The organism is Streptomyces showdoensis, from assembly GCF_039535475.1.
Classification (GTDB): domain Bacteria; phylum Actinomycetota; class Actinomycetes; order Streptomycetales; family Streptomycetaceae; genus Streptomyces; species Streptomyces showdoensis.
Genome location: NZ_BAAAXG010000012.1, coordinates 347,672 through 362,749, shown reverse-complemented (window position 1 = coordinate 362,749; position 15,078 = coordinate 347,672). Strand labels below are relative to the sequence as shown.

General features: G+C 72.4%; 11 protein-coding genes and 1 pseudogene. 5 read left to right on the top strand and 7 right to left on the bottom strand.

Annotated features, from left to right (window positions below):
• Positions 1-35 precede the first annotated feature (35 nt).
• From ABD981_RS08400 to ABD981_RS08390, 3 genes are all read left to right on the top strand, one after another.
• Positions 36-950 carry a carbohydrate ABC transporter permease gene (locus tag ABD981_RS08400; protein WP_123954951.1) on the top strand — a complete coding sequence of 305 codons (915 nt, stop codon included), beginning with the start codon at positions 36-38 and terminating at the stop codon, positions 948-950.
• The gene (locus ABD981_RS08395; protein ID WP_046910480.1) at positions 851-1,774 is read left to right on the top strand and encodes a carbohydrate ABC transporter permease; all 924 of its coding nucleotides are present in this window, start codon (positions 851-853) and stop codon (positions 1,772-1,774) included. Before ABD981_RS08400 ends, ABD981_RS08395 begins: the two co-directional genes overlap by 100 nt.
• Positions 1,775-1,862: 88 nt before the next feature.
• Positions 1,863-3,233, top strand: a complete 1,371-nt coding sequence (locus ABD981_RS08390) for a GH1 family beta-glucosidase (RefSeq protein ID WP_046910465.1) — start codon at positions 1,863-1,865, stop codon at positions 3,231-3,233.
• On the opposite strand, the gene ABD981_RS08385 is transcribed toward ABD981_RS08390, so the two are convergent.
• Both ABD981_RS08385 and ABD981_RS08380 read right to left on the bottom strand, forming a co-directional pair.
• Positions 3,202-4,113: an oxygenase MpaB family protein gene (locus ABD981_RS08385; RefSeq protein WP_046910479.1), complete on the bottom strand. Its 912-nt coding sequence runs from the start codon at positions 4,111-4,113 to the stop codon at positions 3,202-3,204. The two genes, ABD981_RS08390 and ABD981_RS08385, sit on opposite strands and share 32 nt — an antisense overlap.
• A 198-nt stretch (positions 4,114-4,311) precedes the next feature.
• Positions 4,312-4,800, bottom strand: coding sequence for a F0F1 ATP synthase subunit B family protein (locus ABD981_RS08380; RefSeq protein ID WP_123954949.1), 489 nt, complete (start codon positions 4,798-4,800; stop codon positions 4,312-4,314).
• 174 nt (positions 4,801-4,974) lie between these two features.
• Here ABD981_RS08380 and sph point away from each other — a divergent pair, with 174 nt between their 5' ends.
• Positions 4,975-5,970, top strand: a complete 996-nt coding sequence (sph, locus tag ABD981_RS08375) for a sphingomyelin phosphodiesterase (protein WP_046910464.1) — start codon at positions 4,975-4,977, stop codon at positions 5,968-5,970.
• A gap of 84 nt (positions 5,971-6,054) precedes the next feature.
• Here the strand turns inward: sph and ABD981_RS08370 are convergent, their stop codons facing one another.
• The 3 genes from ABD981_RS08370 to ABD981_RS08360 all read right to left on the bottom strand — a co-directional run bounded on the left by ABD981_RS08370 (position 6,055) and on the right by ABD981_RS08360 (position 10,820).
• A complete protein-coding gene (locus ABD981_RS08370; RefSeq protein ID WP_046910463.1) occupies positions 6,055-9,522 on the bottom strand; it encodes a M28 family peptidase in 3,468 nt (1,155 codons plus the stop codon).
• Positions 9,523-9,753: 231 nt separating this feature from the next.
• Positions 9,754-10,233, bottom strand: a complete 480-nt coding sequence (locus ABD981_RS08365) for a hypothetical protein (protein ID WP_046910462.1) — start codon at positions 10,231-10,233, stop codon at positions 9,754-9,756.
• A 104-nt stretch (positions 10,234-10,337) separates the two neighbouring features.
• Positions 10,338-10,820, bottom strand: a complete 483-nt coding sequence (locus ABD981_RS08360) for a macro domain-containing protein (RefSeq protein WP_046910461.1) — start codon at positions 10,818-10,820, stop codon at positions 10,338-10,340.
• Between the two features lie 77 nt (positions 10,821-10,897).
• Between ABD981_RS08360 and ABD981_RS08355 the strand changes: the two genes are divergently transcribed.
• Positions 10,898-11,647: a MerR family transcriptional regulator gene (locus ABD981_RS08355; protein ID WP_046910460.1), complete on the top strand. Its 750-nt coding sequence runs from the start codon at positions 10,898-10,900 to the stop codon at positions 11,645-11,647.
• On the opposite strand, the gene ABD981_RS08350 is transcribed toward ABD981_RS08355, so the two are convergent.
• Positions 11,628-13,808: a 3-hydroxyacyl-CoA dehydrogenase NAD-binding domain-containing protein gene (locus ABD981_RS08350; RefSeq protein WP_046910459.1), complete on the bottom strand. Its 2,181-nt coding sequence runs from the start codon at positions 13,806-13,808 to the stop codon at positions 11,628-11,630. The genes ABD981_RS08355 and ABD981_RS08350 overlap by 20 nt on opposite strands.
• A gap of 38 nt (positions 13,809-13,846) precedes the next feature.
• Positions 13,847-15,062 (bottom strand): annotated as a pseudogene (locus tag ABD981_RS08345) (acetyl-CoA C-acetyltransferase).
• Positions 15,063-15,078 lie beyond the last annotated feature (16 nt).

Below are 15,078 nucleotides of genomic sequence, written 5' to 3'. Positions count from 1 at the left end.
CCCCGCCACCCCACCCCGTCGAAGGGCCTCGCACCGTGACCCTCACCCGGCTGTGGCGCAGTGTGTCCCCGTACACCTTCCTCGCGCCGTTCTTCACCCTGTTCGCCGCCTTCGGGCTCTTCCCGCTGCTCTACACCGCCTACGTCTCCCTCCACCGCGTCGAGCTCCAGACGCCCGGCGCGATGGAGTGGCGCGGGCTCGGGAACTACACGGCCCTGCTCACCGACGAGTTCTTCTGGCGGGCGCTGCGCAACACCGTCGTCATCGGCGCCCTGTCCACGGTCCCGCAGCTCCTGATGGCGCTCGGGCTCGCGCACCTGCTCCACTACCGGCTGCGCGGGCGGACGTTCTTCCGCACGGCGATGCTGCTGCCGTACGCGACCTCCGTCGCCGCCGCCACCCTCGTCTTCGCCCAGCTCTTCGGGCGGGACTTCGGTCTGGTCAACCAGCTGCTGTCGGTGGCCGGGCTCGGGCCCGTCGACTGGCAGGACGGCACCCTCGCCTCGCAGGCGGCGGTGTCCTCGATCGTCGTCTGGCGCTGGACCGGCTACAACGCCCTGATCTACCTGGCCGGGATGCAGTCGATCCCCGCCGAGCTGTACGAGGCCGCCGAGATGGACGGCGCCTCGCGCTGGCGCCAGTTCGCGCACGTCACCCTGCCGGGACTGCGACCGACGATCGTGTTCACGGTGGTCGTCTCGACGATCGGCGCGACCCAGCTGTTCGGCGAGCCGCTGCTCTTCGAGGGGTCGGTCTCCGGCGGCATCTCGCACCAGTACCAGACACTGGGGCTCTACCTGTACGAACAGGGCTGGGGCTTCTTCCACCTGGGGCGGGCGGCGGCCGTCGCCTGGCTCATGTTCCTGCTGATCCTGCTGCTCGTCGGGGCCAACGCCGTGGTCGCGCGCCGCCGTTCGCGGCGCGACGAGGCCGCGGCGGTGGCGTCGTGAGCGCCCGCGCCGGACGCGGCGGGCCGGTCACGTACGCCGTCCTCGTCCTCGCCGTCCTCGTCTCCTCCTTCCCCTTCTACTGGACCGTCGTCGCCGCGAGCCGCTCCAACGCCGACCTGGCGAAGGTGCCGCCCAGCCTGCTGCCGGGGCCGAACCTCATCCCCAACTTCGAGGCGGTGCTGGAGGAGGCCGACATCGGCAAGGCGCTGCTCAACTCCCTGGTCGTGTCCGGCTCGATCACCGTCGGCACGGTGCTGTGCTGCACCCTCGCCGGGTTCGCCTTCGCCAAGCTGCGCTTCCGCGGCCGGGGCGCGCTGCTCGCGCTCACCGTGGGCACGATGATGATCCCGCCGCAGCTCGGGGTGATCCCGCTGTTCATGCTGATCGCCGAGCTGGGCTGGGTGAACCGGCTGCAGTCGGTGATCCTGCCGGGACTGGTGTCGGCCTTCGGGGTCTTCTTCATGCGCCAGTTCCTGGTGCAGGCGCTGCCGGACGAGCTGATCGAGGCGGCCCGGGTGGACGGGGCGTCCACGGCCCGGATCTTCTGGTCGATCGTCGTGCCGGTGGCCCGCCCCGGGATGGCGGTGCTGGGGCTGCTCACCTTCATGAGCGCCTGGAACGACTTCTTCTGGCCGGTGGTCGCGCTCTCCTCGCAGGAGCCGACCGTGCAGGTCGCGCTGCGCCAGCTCGGCGGCGGCTACGTCCACGACCAGTCCGTGGTCATGGCGGGCACCCTGCTCGGCACCCTTCCCGTCCTGCTGGTCTTCGGGCTGCTCGGCCGGCAGATCGTCGGCGGGATCATGCAGGGCGCCGTCAAGGGCTAGGTCGCGTCCTCCGGGTCATGCCGGGCCCGGGCTCCGCCGCGCGGGCCGTCTTCCGTGCCTTTTCTCCGAAACCGGGGGTTTCCCTCTCATGAACGCTCATTTCCCTGCCGGCTTCCGCTGGGGCTCGGCCACCGCCGCCTACCAGATCGAGGGGGCGGCGGCCGAGGACGGCCGCACCCCGTCGATCTGGGACACCTTCAGCCGCACCCCGGGCAAGGTGCGCAACGGCGACACCGGCGACACCGCGACCGACCACTACCACCGGTCGCGCGAGGACATCGCCCTGATGAGGGAGCTCGGGCTCACCGACTACCGCTTCTCCCTCTCCTGGTCCCGCGTCCTGCCGGGCGGCCGGGGCCCGGTCTCGCAGAAGGGGCTGGACTTCTACCGGCAGCTGGCCGACGAGCTGCTCGACGCGGGGATCCGGCCGGTCGCCACGCTCTACCACTGGGACCTGCCGCAGGAGCTGGAGGACGCGGGCGGCTGGCCGGAGCGGGCGACGGCGGAGCGGTTCGCGGAGTACGCGGGGCGCGCGGCGGAGGCGCTCGGCGACCGCGTCGGCACCTGGACCACGCTGAACGAGCCGTGGTGCGCGGCCTTCCTCGGCTACGGCTCCGGGGAGCACGCCCCGGGCCGCACCGACGAGCGGGCCGCGCTGCGCGCCGCGCACCACCTCAACCTGGCGCACGGGCTGGGGGTGCGGGCGCTGCGGGCCGCGCTGCCGGCCTCGGCCGAGGTGTCGCTGACGCTCAACCTGCACGCGCTGCGGCCGCACACGGACACACCGGAGGACCGGGACGCGGTCCGCCGGATCGACGCCGTCGGCAACCGGATCTTCCTGGAGCCGGTCTTCCACGGCCGGCTGCCCGAGGACCTGGTGGCCGACACGGCCGCCCTGACGGACTGGTCCTTCGTCCACGACGGCGACCTCGCCGCGATCGCCGCCCCGATCGACTCGCTGGGGGTCAACTACTACTCCCCCGCCGTGGTCGCGGCGGGCTCCTCCGCCGCGCCGTCCCCGTGGCCGGGGGCCGCCGGGCACGTGCGCTTCGTGCCGCTGCCGGGTCCGCGCACCGCGATGGACTGGCCGGTGGACGCGGACGGGCTCCACGAGCTGCTGGTCCGGCTGCGGGACGAGCTGCCGGGGGTGCCGCTGCTGGTCACCGAGAACGGCGCCGCGTACGACGACTACGCGGACCCGGAGGGCGCGGTCCACGACCCGGAGCGGGTCGCGTACCTGGCGGCGCACCTCGCGGCGGCGCGGCGGGCCCTGGCGGACGGGGTGGACCTGCGCGGGTACTTCGTGTGGTCGCTGCTCGACAACTTCGAGTGGGCCCACGGTTACGGCAGGCGGTTCGGGATCGTCCACGTGGACTTCCCGACCGGCCGCCGCACGCCGAAGGACAGCTTCCGCTGGTACCGGGAGGTCATCGCCCGGAACGGGCTGCCGCCCCGCTGAGCCGGGCCGCGCGGCGGGCCTCGCGGGCCATCGGCAGATAGCGCAGCCGCTCGGGGAGGACGGGCACCACGGTCCGTACGACCCGGGCGAGGCGGCGCAGCCGCCGCTCCTGGGCGTCCGTCCAGTCCAGGCCGATGGCCTCGCGGGCGTCCGGCGGCATGAGGCCGACGGTGAGGAAGGCCCGGACCCGCAGGAAGGGTCCGCGGAGCACCGGCCACAGCGCCTTCAGGACGAGCCGTACGGGCAGCGGTCCGCGGTCCGGGGCCGGTACGGGCAGGTCGGTGGCGAGGAGCTCGCGGACGACGACGGTGGCCTCCAGCTCCTCGGCGAGGACCCGGCGGTAGTACGGCCAGAACTCCTCGATCGACTGGGGCATGTCCCGGTCGTGGATGCCGAGCACCCGCCCGACCCGGAGCCACTCGGCGTAGAGGGCGCGGTCCTGGGCCCCGGTGAGGGGGCGGGCGAGGTAGCGCAGGCCGTGGCGGTAGACGGGGTAGCCGGTGGCGTGCACCCAGGCGTAGTAGGCGGGGGTCAGCGCGTGGTAGCGGCGGCCGCGGGCGTCGGTGCCCTGGATCTCCCTGTGGAGCGTCCGCAGCCGGCGCCCCTCCTCGGCGGCGGCCTCCCCGCCGTAGATCCACAGCTGGAGCGAGCGCAGGGAGCGTTCGCCGCGGCCCCAGGGGTCGGTGCGGAAGACCGAGTGGGCGTCGACGCCGGCGCCGATGGCGGGGTGGGCCACCTGCATGGTGAGCGCCGCGGGCAGCATGAGCAGGGCGCGGACGTCCCCGGCGACGGTCCACAGGACGCCGCCGACGGGCGGCGGGACGGGGTCGGCGGTGCGGGGGCGGGCGGCGGGCGGCGCGGGCCGCCCGGTTCCGGTCAGGTGGCCGCGGTCGGTCCCGCGGTCCGTCTCCCTCTCGGTGCGCTCCGTCACGCCTGCTTCCTCTCGCTCGCTTCTCAGGCTGCCCGGGTCCGCGGCTGCGGGCAAGGGCGGGCCGGGCGGTCCTCGGCCCGGAATGACGCGGGGCCGCGTCCCGGGCGGTGGGCCCGGGGCGCGGCCCCGTACGGGCGTGCGTGCGCGTCAGCCGCGATCGGCGCCGACCGGCTCGCCGACGATGCGGCCGGCCAGGGCGTGGGCCCAGGCGTCGACGTCGGCGGTGAGCTCGCGCTCGGCGGCGGCGCGCTCGGTGGCGATGCGCTCGGCGCCGGCGGCCAGGATGGCCTCGCGCTCGCGCAGGCCCTCGGCACGGGCGGCGGCGATGGCGGCGGCGCCCTCCTCGCTGGCCTGGGAGCGGATGCGGGCGGCGTCGTGGCGGGCCTCGGCGAGCTCGGCCTCGTACTGCTCGCGGATCGCGGTGGCCTCGCTGCGCAGGTCGTCGGCGCGCTCGGTGCCGCCCTCGATGGCGTCCTCACGCTCGGAGAGCGTGCGGTTGATCTTCGGGAGGATCCCCTTGGCGAGGATCAGGAAGGTGATGCCGAAGATCACGAAGCCGATGATGAGCTCGGCCCACACCGGGTTGAGCGGACCGAGGTCCATGTCGAAGATCTGCGAGTTCTGCGCGAGGGTCATGGGCGCATCCTACCTGGTCGCAAATGCGGCAATTCGGGCTAACGGCCGAGAGTTGGCGCGTTCGTGCGAGCCGCGCAAGATTCGCGGCATCCAACGGCTACCGGAAGGTAACCACGGCTGCTTTGATGTGCGACGCCGGTCCTCCAACCCCCCATTATCCAACGGGAGTTCCCAGTGCCGTTCCGCTCGCTCCGCCGCGTCTCCGGCGCCGCCCTGTCCGTCGCGGTCGCCGCCGCCACCCTCACCGCGGTCGCACCGGCCGCCTCGGCGGCCGACTCCGCCGCGGCGACGCCGCGCCTGAAGGTGCTGACGTACAACGTCTTCCTGATGTCCAAGAACCTCTACCCGAACTGGGGCCAGGACCACCGCGCCGCCGCCATCCCGGCCGCGTCCTTCTTCCAGGGCAACGACGTCGTGGTGCTCCAGGAGGCCTTCGACAACTCCGCCTCGGACGCGCTCAAGGCGAACGCCGCCGCGCAGTACCCGTACCAGACCCCCGTCGTCGGCCGCTCGAAGTCGGGCTGGGACGCCACCGGCGGCGCCTACTCGGCCACCACCCCGGAGGACGGCGGGGTGACCCTGCTCAGCAAGTGGCCGGTCGTCCGCAAGGAGCAGTACGTCTACAAGGACGCGTGCGGCGCCGACTGGTGGTCGAACAAGGGCTTCGTCTACGCGGTCCTCGACGTGAACGGCACGAAGGTGCACGTCGTCGGCACCCACGCGCAGTCGACCGACCCGGGCTGCTCCGCGGGCGAGGCGGCGCAGATGCGCAGCCGGCAGTTCAAGAACATCGACGCCTTCCTCGACGCCAAGAACATCCCGGCCGGCGAGCAGGTGATCGTCGCGGGCGACATGAACGTGGACTCCCGCACGCCCGAGTACGCGACGATGCTCGCCGACGCGGGCCTGGTGGGCGCGGACGCCCGCACCGGCCACCCGTACTCCTTCGACACCTCGCTGAACTCGATCGCGAACTACCGCTACCCGACCGACCCCCGCGAGGACCTGGACTACGTCCTGTACCGCGCCGGGAACGCGCGTCCGGCCGGCTGGACGAACAACGTGGTCCTGGAGCGGAGCGCGCCCTGGACCGTCTCCAGCTGGGGCACGAGCTACACGTACACGAACCTGAGCGACCACTACCCGGTGACGGCCTACGCCGGGAACTGACCGACCCGGCGGGCGACCGCCGGAGGCCCGGCCCCCGGATGCCGGGGGCCGGGCCTGTTTCACCGGTGCGGAGGGCGCGGGGGCTCAGCTCACCTGGATCGAGACGTCGTCCACGACGAACGAGGTCTGCAGGGACTGGTCCTCCACCGACGTGAACCCGAGGGTCACGGTCTGGCCCGCGAAGGACGAGAGGTCGTACGACTTCTCGACGTAGCCGGGGGCCGCGTCCAGGTTGGAGTAGGAGGCCAGCTGGCGGCCGCCCACCTTGACCGTGGCCGTGTCGTAGGCGACGTTCTCGGTCTCGTCCGTGTCGATGTGGACGAAGAACGAGAGCCGGTACGAGGCGCAGCCCGAGGGGATGGTCACGGACTGCGCGGCGTTCTCGGTGTAGCTGGTCCCCCGGCCGCCCAGCCACGCCTTGTAGCTGCCGCCGTGCGCCGCCTGCCGCGCGTCGTTGGTGATCACGCCCGCGCTCGCGGTCCACGGGCTGCTGCCGCTCTCGAAGCCGCCGTTCACCACGAGCTGGCGCGGCGTGCAGGAGCCGCCACCGCCCGTGACGGTCAGCGTGTAGGTGGTGGTGTGGCTGACGGTGCCCGAGCCGGTGACCGTCAGGGTGTAGGTGCCGGGCGCGGTGCTCGCGCCGACCTGGACGGACAGCGCCGAGGAGCTGCCGGACTGGACGGACGTCGGGCTGAGCGTGGCGGTCACCCCGGCCGGCGCGCCGGAGACGGAGAGCGCCACGGTCTGGGCGGCGCCGCTCACGGTGGCGGTGTTCACCGTCGCCGAGACGGACCCGCCGGGGGCCGCGCTGCCCGCGGACGGGCTGACGGCGACGGAGAAGTCCTGCGCCGGGGCGGTGCCGCCGACGGCCTGCTTCCAGACGGCGTAGGCGATCCCGTCGGAGCTGCGGTTCAGCACCGTCGCGTTGATGTTGCTCGTGGTGTCACAGGCGCTGTGGTAGCAGGAGTCGTAGGCGGTGTTGGCGGAGCCGCCCCACTTCTGGGCCTGCGCCGCGGTCTTGCGGGCGCTCGCGCCGGCCGCGTATCCGGAGGTCGCGATGCCGCCCTGCTGGAAGGAGTAGTCGTCGCTCCGGCCCTGGCCCTCGGTGTTCTCCTCGGGCGCCAGGTTCAGGGAGGTCCAGTACGCCTTGAGGGGCGCGGCGGCGGCGGAGTTGAGGTTGTTGACGAAGTAGCCGCCGTTGGTGGAGCCCACCATGTCGAAGTTGTAGTAGGCCTTGATGGCCGCCCGCTCCGTCGCGGTGAGCCGGTTGACGTAGAACGCGGAGCCGTTGAGGCCCTGCTCCTCGTCGGTCCACCAGGCGAAGCGCACGTGCTTGGTCATCGTCGGGTTCTTCTGGGCGAGGACGAGCGCGTTCTCCAGCAGGGCCGCGGAGCCCGAGCCGTTGTCGTTGATGCCGGGGCCCGCCGAGACGCCGTCCAGGTGCGCGCCGAACATGACGACCTGGTCGGCGGGGCCGCCCGGCCAGTCGGCGATCAGGTTGTTCGACGGGTAGGTGCAGGAGGTGCAGTTCTGCTCGGTCACCGTGTACCCGGCGGCCTGCAGCCTGCCCTTCACGTAGGCCAGCGACTGGGTGTATCCGGCGCTGCCCGCGCGGCGGTTGCCGCCGTTCTGGCTCGCGATCGTGTTCAACTGGGTCAGGTGCGCCTGCACCTTGGCGACGTCGACGTCCGGCGGGTCGTTGCCGGGCTGGGTCCCGCCGACGTTGAGCGCGTAGTCGGCGGTGTGCGACAGCGTGGTGCCCTGGCCCTTGACGACGACCGTGGACGCGCCGGGTGCCGCGTTGGCGGTGGCGGTCAGGGTCAGCACCGAGGACTGGCCGGACTGCACCGTCGCGGGGTTGAAGGAGGCGGTCACCCCGGCGGGCAGGCCGGTGGCGGTCAGCGTCACCGACTGGGCGGTGCCGGTCGTGACGGCGGTGCCGACGGTGGTGGTCACCGAGCCGCCCTGCTGGACGGTGCCGGACGAGGGGCTGAGCGACATCGAGAAGTCGTCGTTCTGACCGCTCGGCGTGCAGGTCGGGTCGGCCGACTGGGCGGGCACGGTGATCGCGTCCCAGGCCGCCTTCGTCTTGGTGAAGAGGCCGCAGGTCGCGTCGAGCGACTTCGCGGAGCTGAGCGTCGCCGTGCGGTACTTCTTGTAGCTCATGCTGCTGGTCTTGAGCAGCATGCCGCCGTAGAAGATCTTGCCGGCGTTCTGTATCCCCACGCCCGTCAGGGTGCTCTGGTTGCAGGTGCTGCTGCTGGGCTTGCCGCCGCCGGGGTTGGTGCCCTCGGACAGCAGGTAGAACCAGTGGTTCAGCGGGCCCGCGGCGGCGTGCACCTCGGTGCCGGGGATCGCCGAGCTGTAGCAGGCCGGGTCGTTGTTGACGGCGGGCGGGTTGTACATGTTGCGGATCGGGCCGCGCCCCTGGAGGTTGATGACCTCGCCGACCGTGAAGTCGGGGACGTCGTAGGGGGCCGGCTGGTTGATGTACGCCTCGGTCAGCGCACCGAAGATGTCACCGGTGCCCTCGCCGAGCCCGGCCTCCTGGCCGCTGGTGCCGCCGGGGGTGTTGGAGTCGATGGCGTGCCCGTACTCGTGGGCCACCACGTCGACGCCGGCGATCCACTCGTTGGCGCTGTTGCGCCCGATGGTCACCGAGCTGCCGTCCCAGTAGGCGTTGAGCTCGTTGAGCCCGACCTTGGCGGGGAAGCTGCGGCCGTTGCCGTTGACGCCGTTGCGGCCCAGCCACTGGCCGAGCATGTCCCACTGCTTCTGCGCGGCGAACATCAGGTCGACGCAGCCGGTCTCCTTGCTCGTGGGGTTGCCGGTGCCCCAGGAGTCGGAGGACTTCGAGAAGACCGTGTTGGTGCTGTAGTCGGCACAGCTCAGGCCGGTACGGCTCGGGTCCCGGAGGGAGTAGGTGGAGCCCGAGGCGGTGGTGTCGATGGTGACCGGGCCGGGTCCGTTCCACTTGCTGTTGCCGGAGCCGGCCACCACGTCGTCGTAGCTGTCGACGACGGCACCGGTACGGGCGTCGACGAAGACGTGCAGCTTGCTGGGGGCGGCCTTGGTTCGGCCGCGCAGCACGGTCTCCCAGGCCAGCACCGGCTTGTCGTCCTTGAGGCGGACGACCAGCCGGCTGCTCTCGACCCTGTCGACCGAGGCCAGCTTCTTCCGCGAGGCCGTCTCGGCCTTCTTCGCGGTGACCGACGGCCGGGTCGCCACGTCGATGCGCACGGAGGAGGCGGACTGGAGGGCGCGGATCCGGCCGGAGCCGTCGGCGAGCACCACGGCGTCACCGCCGACGACCGGCAGGCCGCGGTAGCTGCGCTCGTACGCAACCGAGTAGAGGTCCTTCACCCAGGGGGTGACGAGACGTCGCTCGTACTGTTCCTGGGCCGAGTTGATCAGCGTGTCGAGACCGCTGTCGACGGCCAGGTCCGCGGCCGCGACGGCGCGGGTCACGGGGCTGTCCTTCGGCGCCGGTGCCGGCTGCGCGGCCGACGCCGTTCCGGCGAGGGCGCCGACGAGGCTCGCGGACAGCGCCATCGCTGTCACGGCGGCCGTCCATCTGGTGGGCTGCAACGTCCACTCCGATCGTGGGGGGTTCGGGTGTCATCGCCGCCGAGTATGAGCGTGAACATGACGAAAAGGAGTCATCCCGGCAGGCATAAGACCCGCGTTATGACCCCTCTCCCGCACCCCTGCCGCCGCCGGAATCCGCCGGATCGGCGGGGACCCGGACGACGGGCGGACCCGCAACCGCCTGTCGCCGCTTCCCTAGTACAGCGAGCCGAAGACGCTGTACGCCCAGAAGGCCACGACCCCCGCGACGCAGAGCAGCGCCACCCACGACCCGAAGCCGGTGTGCCGGTCCTTGCGCGGGCGCGGCGGCGTTGCCGCCCCGGCCGCCTTGGCCGCTCGGGCCGCACGGCGCGGCCGGGAGGCGGCGGGCGCGGACGGGCCGGCGTCGGCGGCCGTCTCGGCGAGCAGCCGCCGGCAGACCGCGGCCAGCTCGGACGTCCCCGCCGAGAGGTCCACGACGGCCTCCAGCCGCGCCGGCGCCGTCGTCCCCCCGTCCAGGATCCGTCCGGCCCGCACCAGCGCCTGGTCCTTGCCGCCGGTCGGCGCCAGGCTGATCCACCGCCGGACGTGCTCGCCCCGGATCACCACCCCGCCACCGCGCTCGCGGTAGACGGTGTGCTCCTTCCAGAGCACCGCGGCCAACTCGGCGGCCTTCTCCCTGAGTTGCGCCTGCATACCCTTCCCCCTGCCAGCCACCCGAATTCGAACAGGCGCATGACTCTAGCGCCCGCCCCACCCCCTCCCCCGCCGGGGTACCCACCCGGCCCCGCCCCTGGCCGTCACGCCCCGAAGTCGTAGACGGTGACCGGCACCCCCCGCGCCACCAGGCGCCCGGCTATCAGCGGCTCGACCCGCGGCCACGTGCCGCCCGCGAGCCCGCAGCCGATCCGGGGCATGTGCACGGAGGCGCCCAGCTCCACCGCCCGGTCCGCGAGCAGCCCGAGGGCCGCGCCGATCGCCTCGTACCGCACCGGCACCCCGGTGCTCCGGGCCGTGCGGATCCCCCGTTGCCCCACCAGGTTGGCCACCCAGACATACGGCTCCACCTGGACGAACTGGGCCGCGCCGAGCCCGAAGTCGTTGCCCGCGCGCTCGCGGTGCCAGCGGCGGTAGGCCGCCTCCGGCTCGGGCCAGCGGGCCGAGACGGCGCGGACGAAGCCCTTCCCCCAGCCGCCCAGGTCGTTGCAGACGTGCGCCACGATCCTGACGCCCTCGCCGTGCGGCGCGGTGGCGTCCCCCCGTACGTACTCGATCATGCCCATGCCCCCCACCGTACGAGCCGCCACTGACAGCGCCGCTCCCTTTTACAGACCTGGTGAGACAGCAATACTGTTGAACCATGGAGCAGGCCAACGACGAGCACCCGGGTGACGGGCCCGTCTACACCGTCGACGAGCTGGCCGCGCGGGCCGGGGTGACCGTGCGGACGGTGCGGTTCTACGGGACGCGGGGGCTGCTGCCGCCGCCCGTGATCGGGCCGCGGCGGGTCGGGTGGTACGGGCCCGGGCATCTGTCGCGGCTCGCGTTGATCGAGGAGCTGCAGCGGCAGGGGATGACGCTCGCGGCGATCGAGCGGTACCTGGAGCAGCTGCCGGCCGATCTCAGCGCGCAGGACCTGGCCGTGCACCGGGCGCTCGTGGCCGCCTGGGCGCCCGAGTCGGCCGAGGAGATCACGCGGCGCGAGCTGGAGCGGCGGGCCGGGCGGCCGCTCGCGGACCGGGACGTCGACCGGCTGGCCGCCATGGGGGTGCTGGACAAGGGGGCCGACCCGGACGTGTTCCGGCTGGACGGGTCGCTGCTGCGGCTGGGCGTGGAGCTGCTCGACGTGCCGATCGAGCACGAGACGATCCTCGCGTCCCGGACCGTGCTCCTGGAGCACGCCCGCGCGGCCGCCCAGGAGCTGGCCCGGCTCTTCCGGGAGCAGGTGTGGAACCCGTACCGGGAGAGCGGTGAGGACCCGGACCACCTGACGGCGATGAAGTCGCTGTCGGCGCACATGCAGCCGATGGTGGTCCAGGCCCTCGTCACGGCCTTTCAGCGGTCGCTGAGCGAGGAGCTCAGGACGGCCTTCAGGACGCCGCGTCCGTGAAGACCTCGCCCCGCTCGGCCTTCTCGACCAGGAGGGCCGGCGGGGTGAAGCGCTCGCCGTAGGTCGCCGCCAGCTCGCGGGCGCGGGCGACGAAGCCGGCGACGCCGCCCTCGTACCCGTTCACGTACTGGAGCACGCCGCCCGTCCACGCGGGGAAGCCGATGCCCAGGATGGAGCCGATGTTGGCGTCGGCGACCGAGGTCAGGACGCCCTCCTCGACGAGCCGGACGGTGTCCAGGGCCTCGGCGAAGAGCATCCGCTCCTGCATGTCCCGGAAGGGGATGTCGGTCCCGGGCTTGGTGAAGTGCTCGCGCAGGCCCGGCCAGAGCTTCCCGCGCCTGCCGTCCTCGGCGTAGTCGTAGAAGCCCGCGCCGCCGCTGCGGCCCGTGCGTCCGAACTCGTCGACCATGCGGTCGATGACGAGCTCGCCGGGGTGCGAGGTCCAGGTGCCGCCGGCCTCCTCGACGGCCTTCCTCGTCTCGTTGCGGATCTTGCGGGGCAGGGTGAGGGTCAGTTCGTCCATCAGGGAGAGGACCTTCGCCGGGTAGCCGGCCTGGGCCGCGGCCTGCTCGACGGAGGCGGGCTCGGCGCCCTCGCCGATCATGGCCACGCCCTCGTTGATGAAGTGGCCGATCACGCGGGAGGTGAAGAAGCCGCGCGAGTCGTTGACCACGATCGGGGTCTTGTTGATCTGGCGGACCAGGTCGAAGGCGCGCGCGAGGGCCTCGTCGCCGGTGCGCCCGCCCTTGATGATCTCGACCAGCGGCATCTTGTCGACCGGAGAGAAGAAGTGCAGGCCGATGAAGTCGGCCTGGCGCTCGACGCCCTCCGCGAGGACGGTGATGGGGAGCGTGGAGGTGTTGGAGCACAGGAGCGCGTCGGGCTCCACGACGTGCTGGATCTCCTGGAACACCTTGTGCTTGAGCGCCGTGTCCTCGAAGACCGCCTCGATGACGGCGTCGCAGCCGGCCAGGTCCGCGACGTCGCCGGTGGGGGTGATCAGGGCGAGGAGGGCGTCGGCCTTCTCCTGCGTGGTGCGGCCCTTGGCGACGGCCTTGGCGCAGAGCTTCTCCGAGTAGGCCTTGCCCTTGGCGGCGGACTCGGCGGAGACGTCCTTGAGGACGACCTCGATGCCCGCGCGGGCGCAGGAGTACGCGATGCCGGCGCCCATCATGCCGGCGCCGAGGACGGCCACCCTGCGGACCTTGCGCGGGGCGATGCCCTGGGGGCGGTTGGCGCCCGAGTTGACCGCCTGGAGGTCGAAGAAGAACGCCTGGATCATGTTCTTGGCGGTCTGGCCGACGACCAGCTCGGTGAAGTAGCGGCTCTCGATGGTGAGCGCGGTCTCGAAGTCGACCTGCGAGCCCTCGACGGCCGCCGCCATGATGTTGCGCGGCGCCGGGTAGGGGGCGCCGTTGAGCTGCTTGCGCAGGTTGGCGGGGAAGGCCGGCAGGTTGGCGGCGAACCGCGGGTTCGACGGGGTGCCGCCGGGGATCTTGTAGCCGGGCACGTCCCAGGGCTGCTGCGACTCGGGGTGGGCGTCGATGAAGGCGCGGGCCTTGGCCAGCATCTCCTCCGGGGTGGCGGCCAGCTCGTGCACCAGGCCGTTGTCCAGGGCGCGCTTCGGGTTGTACTGGGTGCCCTGGAGCAGCACCTTGAGCAGCGCGTCCGTGATGCCCATGAGCCGTACGGTGCGGGCGACCCCGCCACCGCCGGGCAGCAGGCCCAGGGTGACCTCGGGCAGGCCGATCTTGGAGCCGGGGGCGTCGAGGGCGACGCGGTGGTGGGAGGCGAGGGCGATCTCGTAGCCGCCGCCCAGCGCGGCGCCGTTGATGGCGGCGACGACCGGCTTGCCGAGGGTCTCGATGCGGCGCAGCGCGCGCTTCATCTCCAGGGCGGACTCGAAGATCGCCTGGGCGTCCTCGGGGCCGGCCTTGATCATGTCCTTGAGGTCGCCGCCGGCGAAGAAGGTCTTCTTCGCGGAGGTGTAGACGATGCCCCGGATCGAGTCCTTCTCGGCCTCCGCGCGATCGGCGATCGCCGTGATGGAGGCCCGGAAGGCCTGGTTCATGGTGTTCGCGGACTGGTTCGGGTCGTCGAGGACGAGGGTGACGACACCGGTCTCGTCCTGCTCCCAGCGGATCGTGGTGCTCTCGCTCATGACTGCTGCTTCTCCGTAAGGGGGTTCGGACCGGGCGGTCAGACGCGCTCGACGACGGTGGCGATGCCCATGCCGCCGCCGACGCAGAGGGTGGCGAGGCCGTAGCGCTTGTCCTGGCGCTCCAGCTCGTCGACGAGCGTGCCGAGGATCATCGCGCCGGTGGCGCCGAGCGGGTGGCCCAGGGCGATGGCGCCGCCGTTGACGTTGACCTTGTCGAGGGAGACGCCCATGTCCTTGACGAAGCGCAGGACGACGGCGGCGAAGGCCTCGTTGATCTCGATCAGGTCGATGTCGTCGATGGTGAGACCGGCCTTGGCGAGCGCCTTGCGGGCGGCGGGGGCGGGTCCGGTGAGCATGATGGTCGGCTCGGAGCCGGAGACGGCGGCGGCGACGATCCGGGCGCGCGGGGGTCAGCCCGTAGCGCTCGCCGACCTCCTTGGAGCCGATGGCGACGAGGGAGGCGCCGTCGACGATGCCGGAGGAGTTGCCGGCGTGGTGGACGTGGTCGATCTCCTCGACCCAGTGGTACTTCTGCAGCGCGACGGCGTCGAAGCCGCCGAGCTCGCCGATGTCGGCGAAGGAGGGCTTGAGCCGGGCGAGGGAGTCGGCGGTGGTGCCGGGGCGCAGGAACTCGTCGCGGTCGAGGACGGTGAGTCCCGCCCGGTCCTTGACGGGGACGACGGAGCGATCGAAGCGCCCGTCCTTGACGGCCGCGGCGGCGCGCTCCTGGGAGAGGGCGGCGTACTCGTCGACGTCGCGGCGGGTGAAGCCCTCGATGGTGGCGATGAGGTCGGCGCCGATGCCCTGGGGGACGAAGTTGGTGGCGATGTTGGTCATCGGGTCGGCGAACCAGGCGCCGCCGTCGGAGGCCATCGGCACCCGGGACATGGACTCGACGCCGCCGGCCAGGACGAGGTCCTCCCAGCCGGAGCGGACCTTCATCGCGGCCATGTTGACGGCTTCGAGGCCGGAGGCGCAGAAGCGGTTCTCCTGGACGCCGGCGACGGTGTCGGGGAGTCCGGCCGCGATGGCGGCGATCCGGGCGATGTCGGAGCCCTGGTCGCCGACCGGGCCGACGACGCCGAGGACGATGTCGTCGATCGCGGCCGGGTCGAGGCCGGGGAAGCGGGAGCGGAGCTCGTGGATGAGGCCGACGACGAGGTCGATCGGCTTGGTGCCGTGCAGGCTCCCGTTGGCCTTGCCGCGGCCGCGCGGGGTGCGGATAGCGTCGTAGACGTACGCTTCGGTGGTCACGATGTTGCCTTTCGCA

Excerpts from the sequence above, each read along its gene's own strand:
- ABD981_RS08390 (WP_046910465.1), top strand. The coding sequence starts at position 1,863 with ATGAACGCTCATTTCCCTGCCGGCTTCCGCTGGGGCTCGGCCACCGCC.
- ABD981_RS08360 (WP_046910461.1), bottom strand. The coding sequence starts at position 10,820 with ATGGGCATGATCGAGTACGTACGGGGGGACGCCACCGCGCCGCACGGC.
- ABD981_RS08365 (WP_046910462.1), bottom strand. The coding sequence starts at position 10,233 with ATGCAGGCGCAACTCAGGGAGAAGGCCGCCGAGTTGGCCGCGGTGCTC.
- ABD981_RS08370 (WP_046910463.1), bottom strand. The coding sequence starts at position 9,522 with ATGGCGCTGTCCGCGAGCCTCGTCGGCGCCCTCGCCGGAACGGCGTCG.
- ABD981_RS08380 (WP_123954949.1), bottom strand. The coding sequence starts at position 4,800 with ATGACCCTCGCGCAGAACTCGCAGATCTTCGACATGGACCTCGGTCCG.
- ABD981_RS08355 (WP_046910460.1), top strand. The coding sequence starts at position 10,898 with ATGGAGCAGGCCAACGACGAGCACCCGGGTGACGGGCCCGTCTACACC.
- ABD981_RS08350 (WP_046910459.1), bottom strand. The coding sequence starts at position 13,808 with ATGAGCGAGAGCACCACGATCCGCTGGGAGCAGGACGAGACCGGTGTC.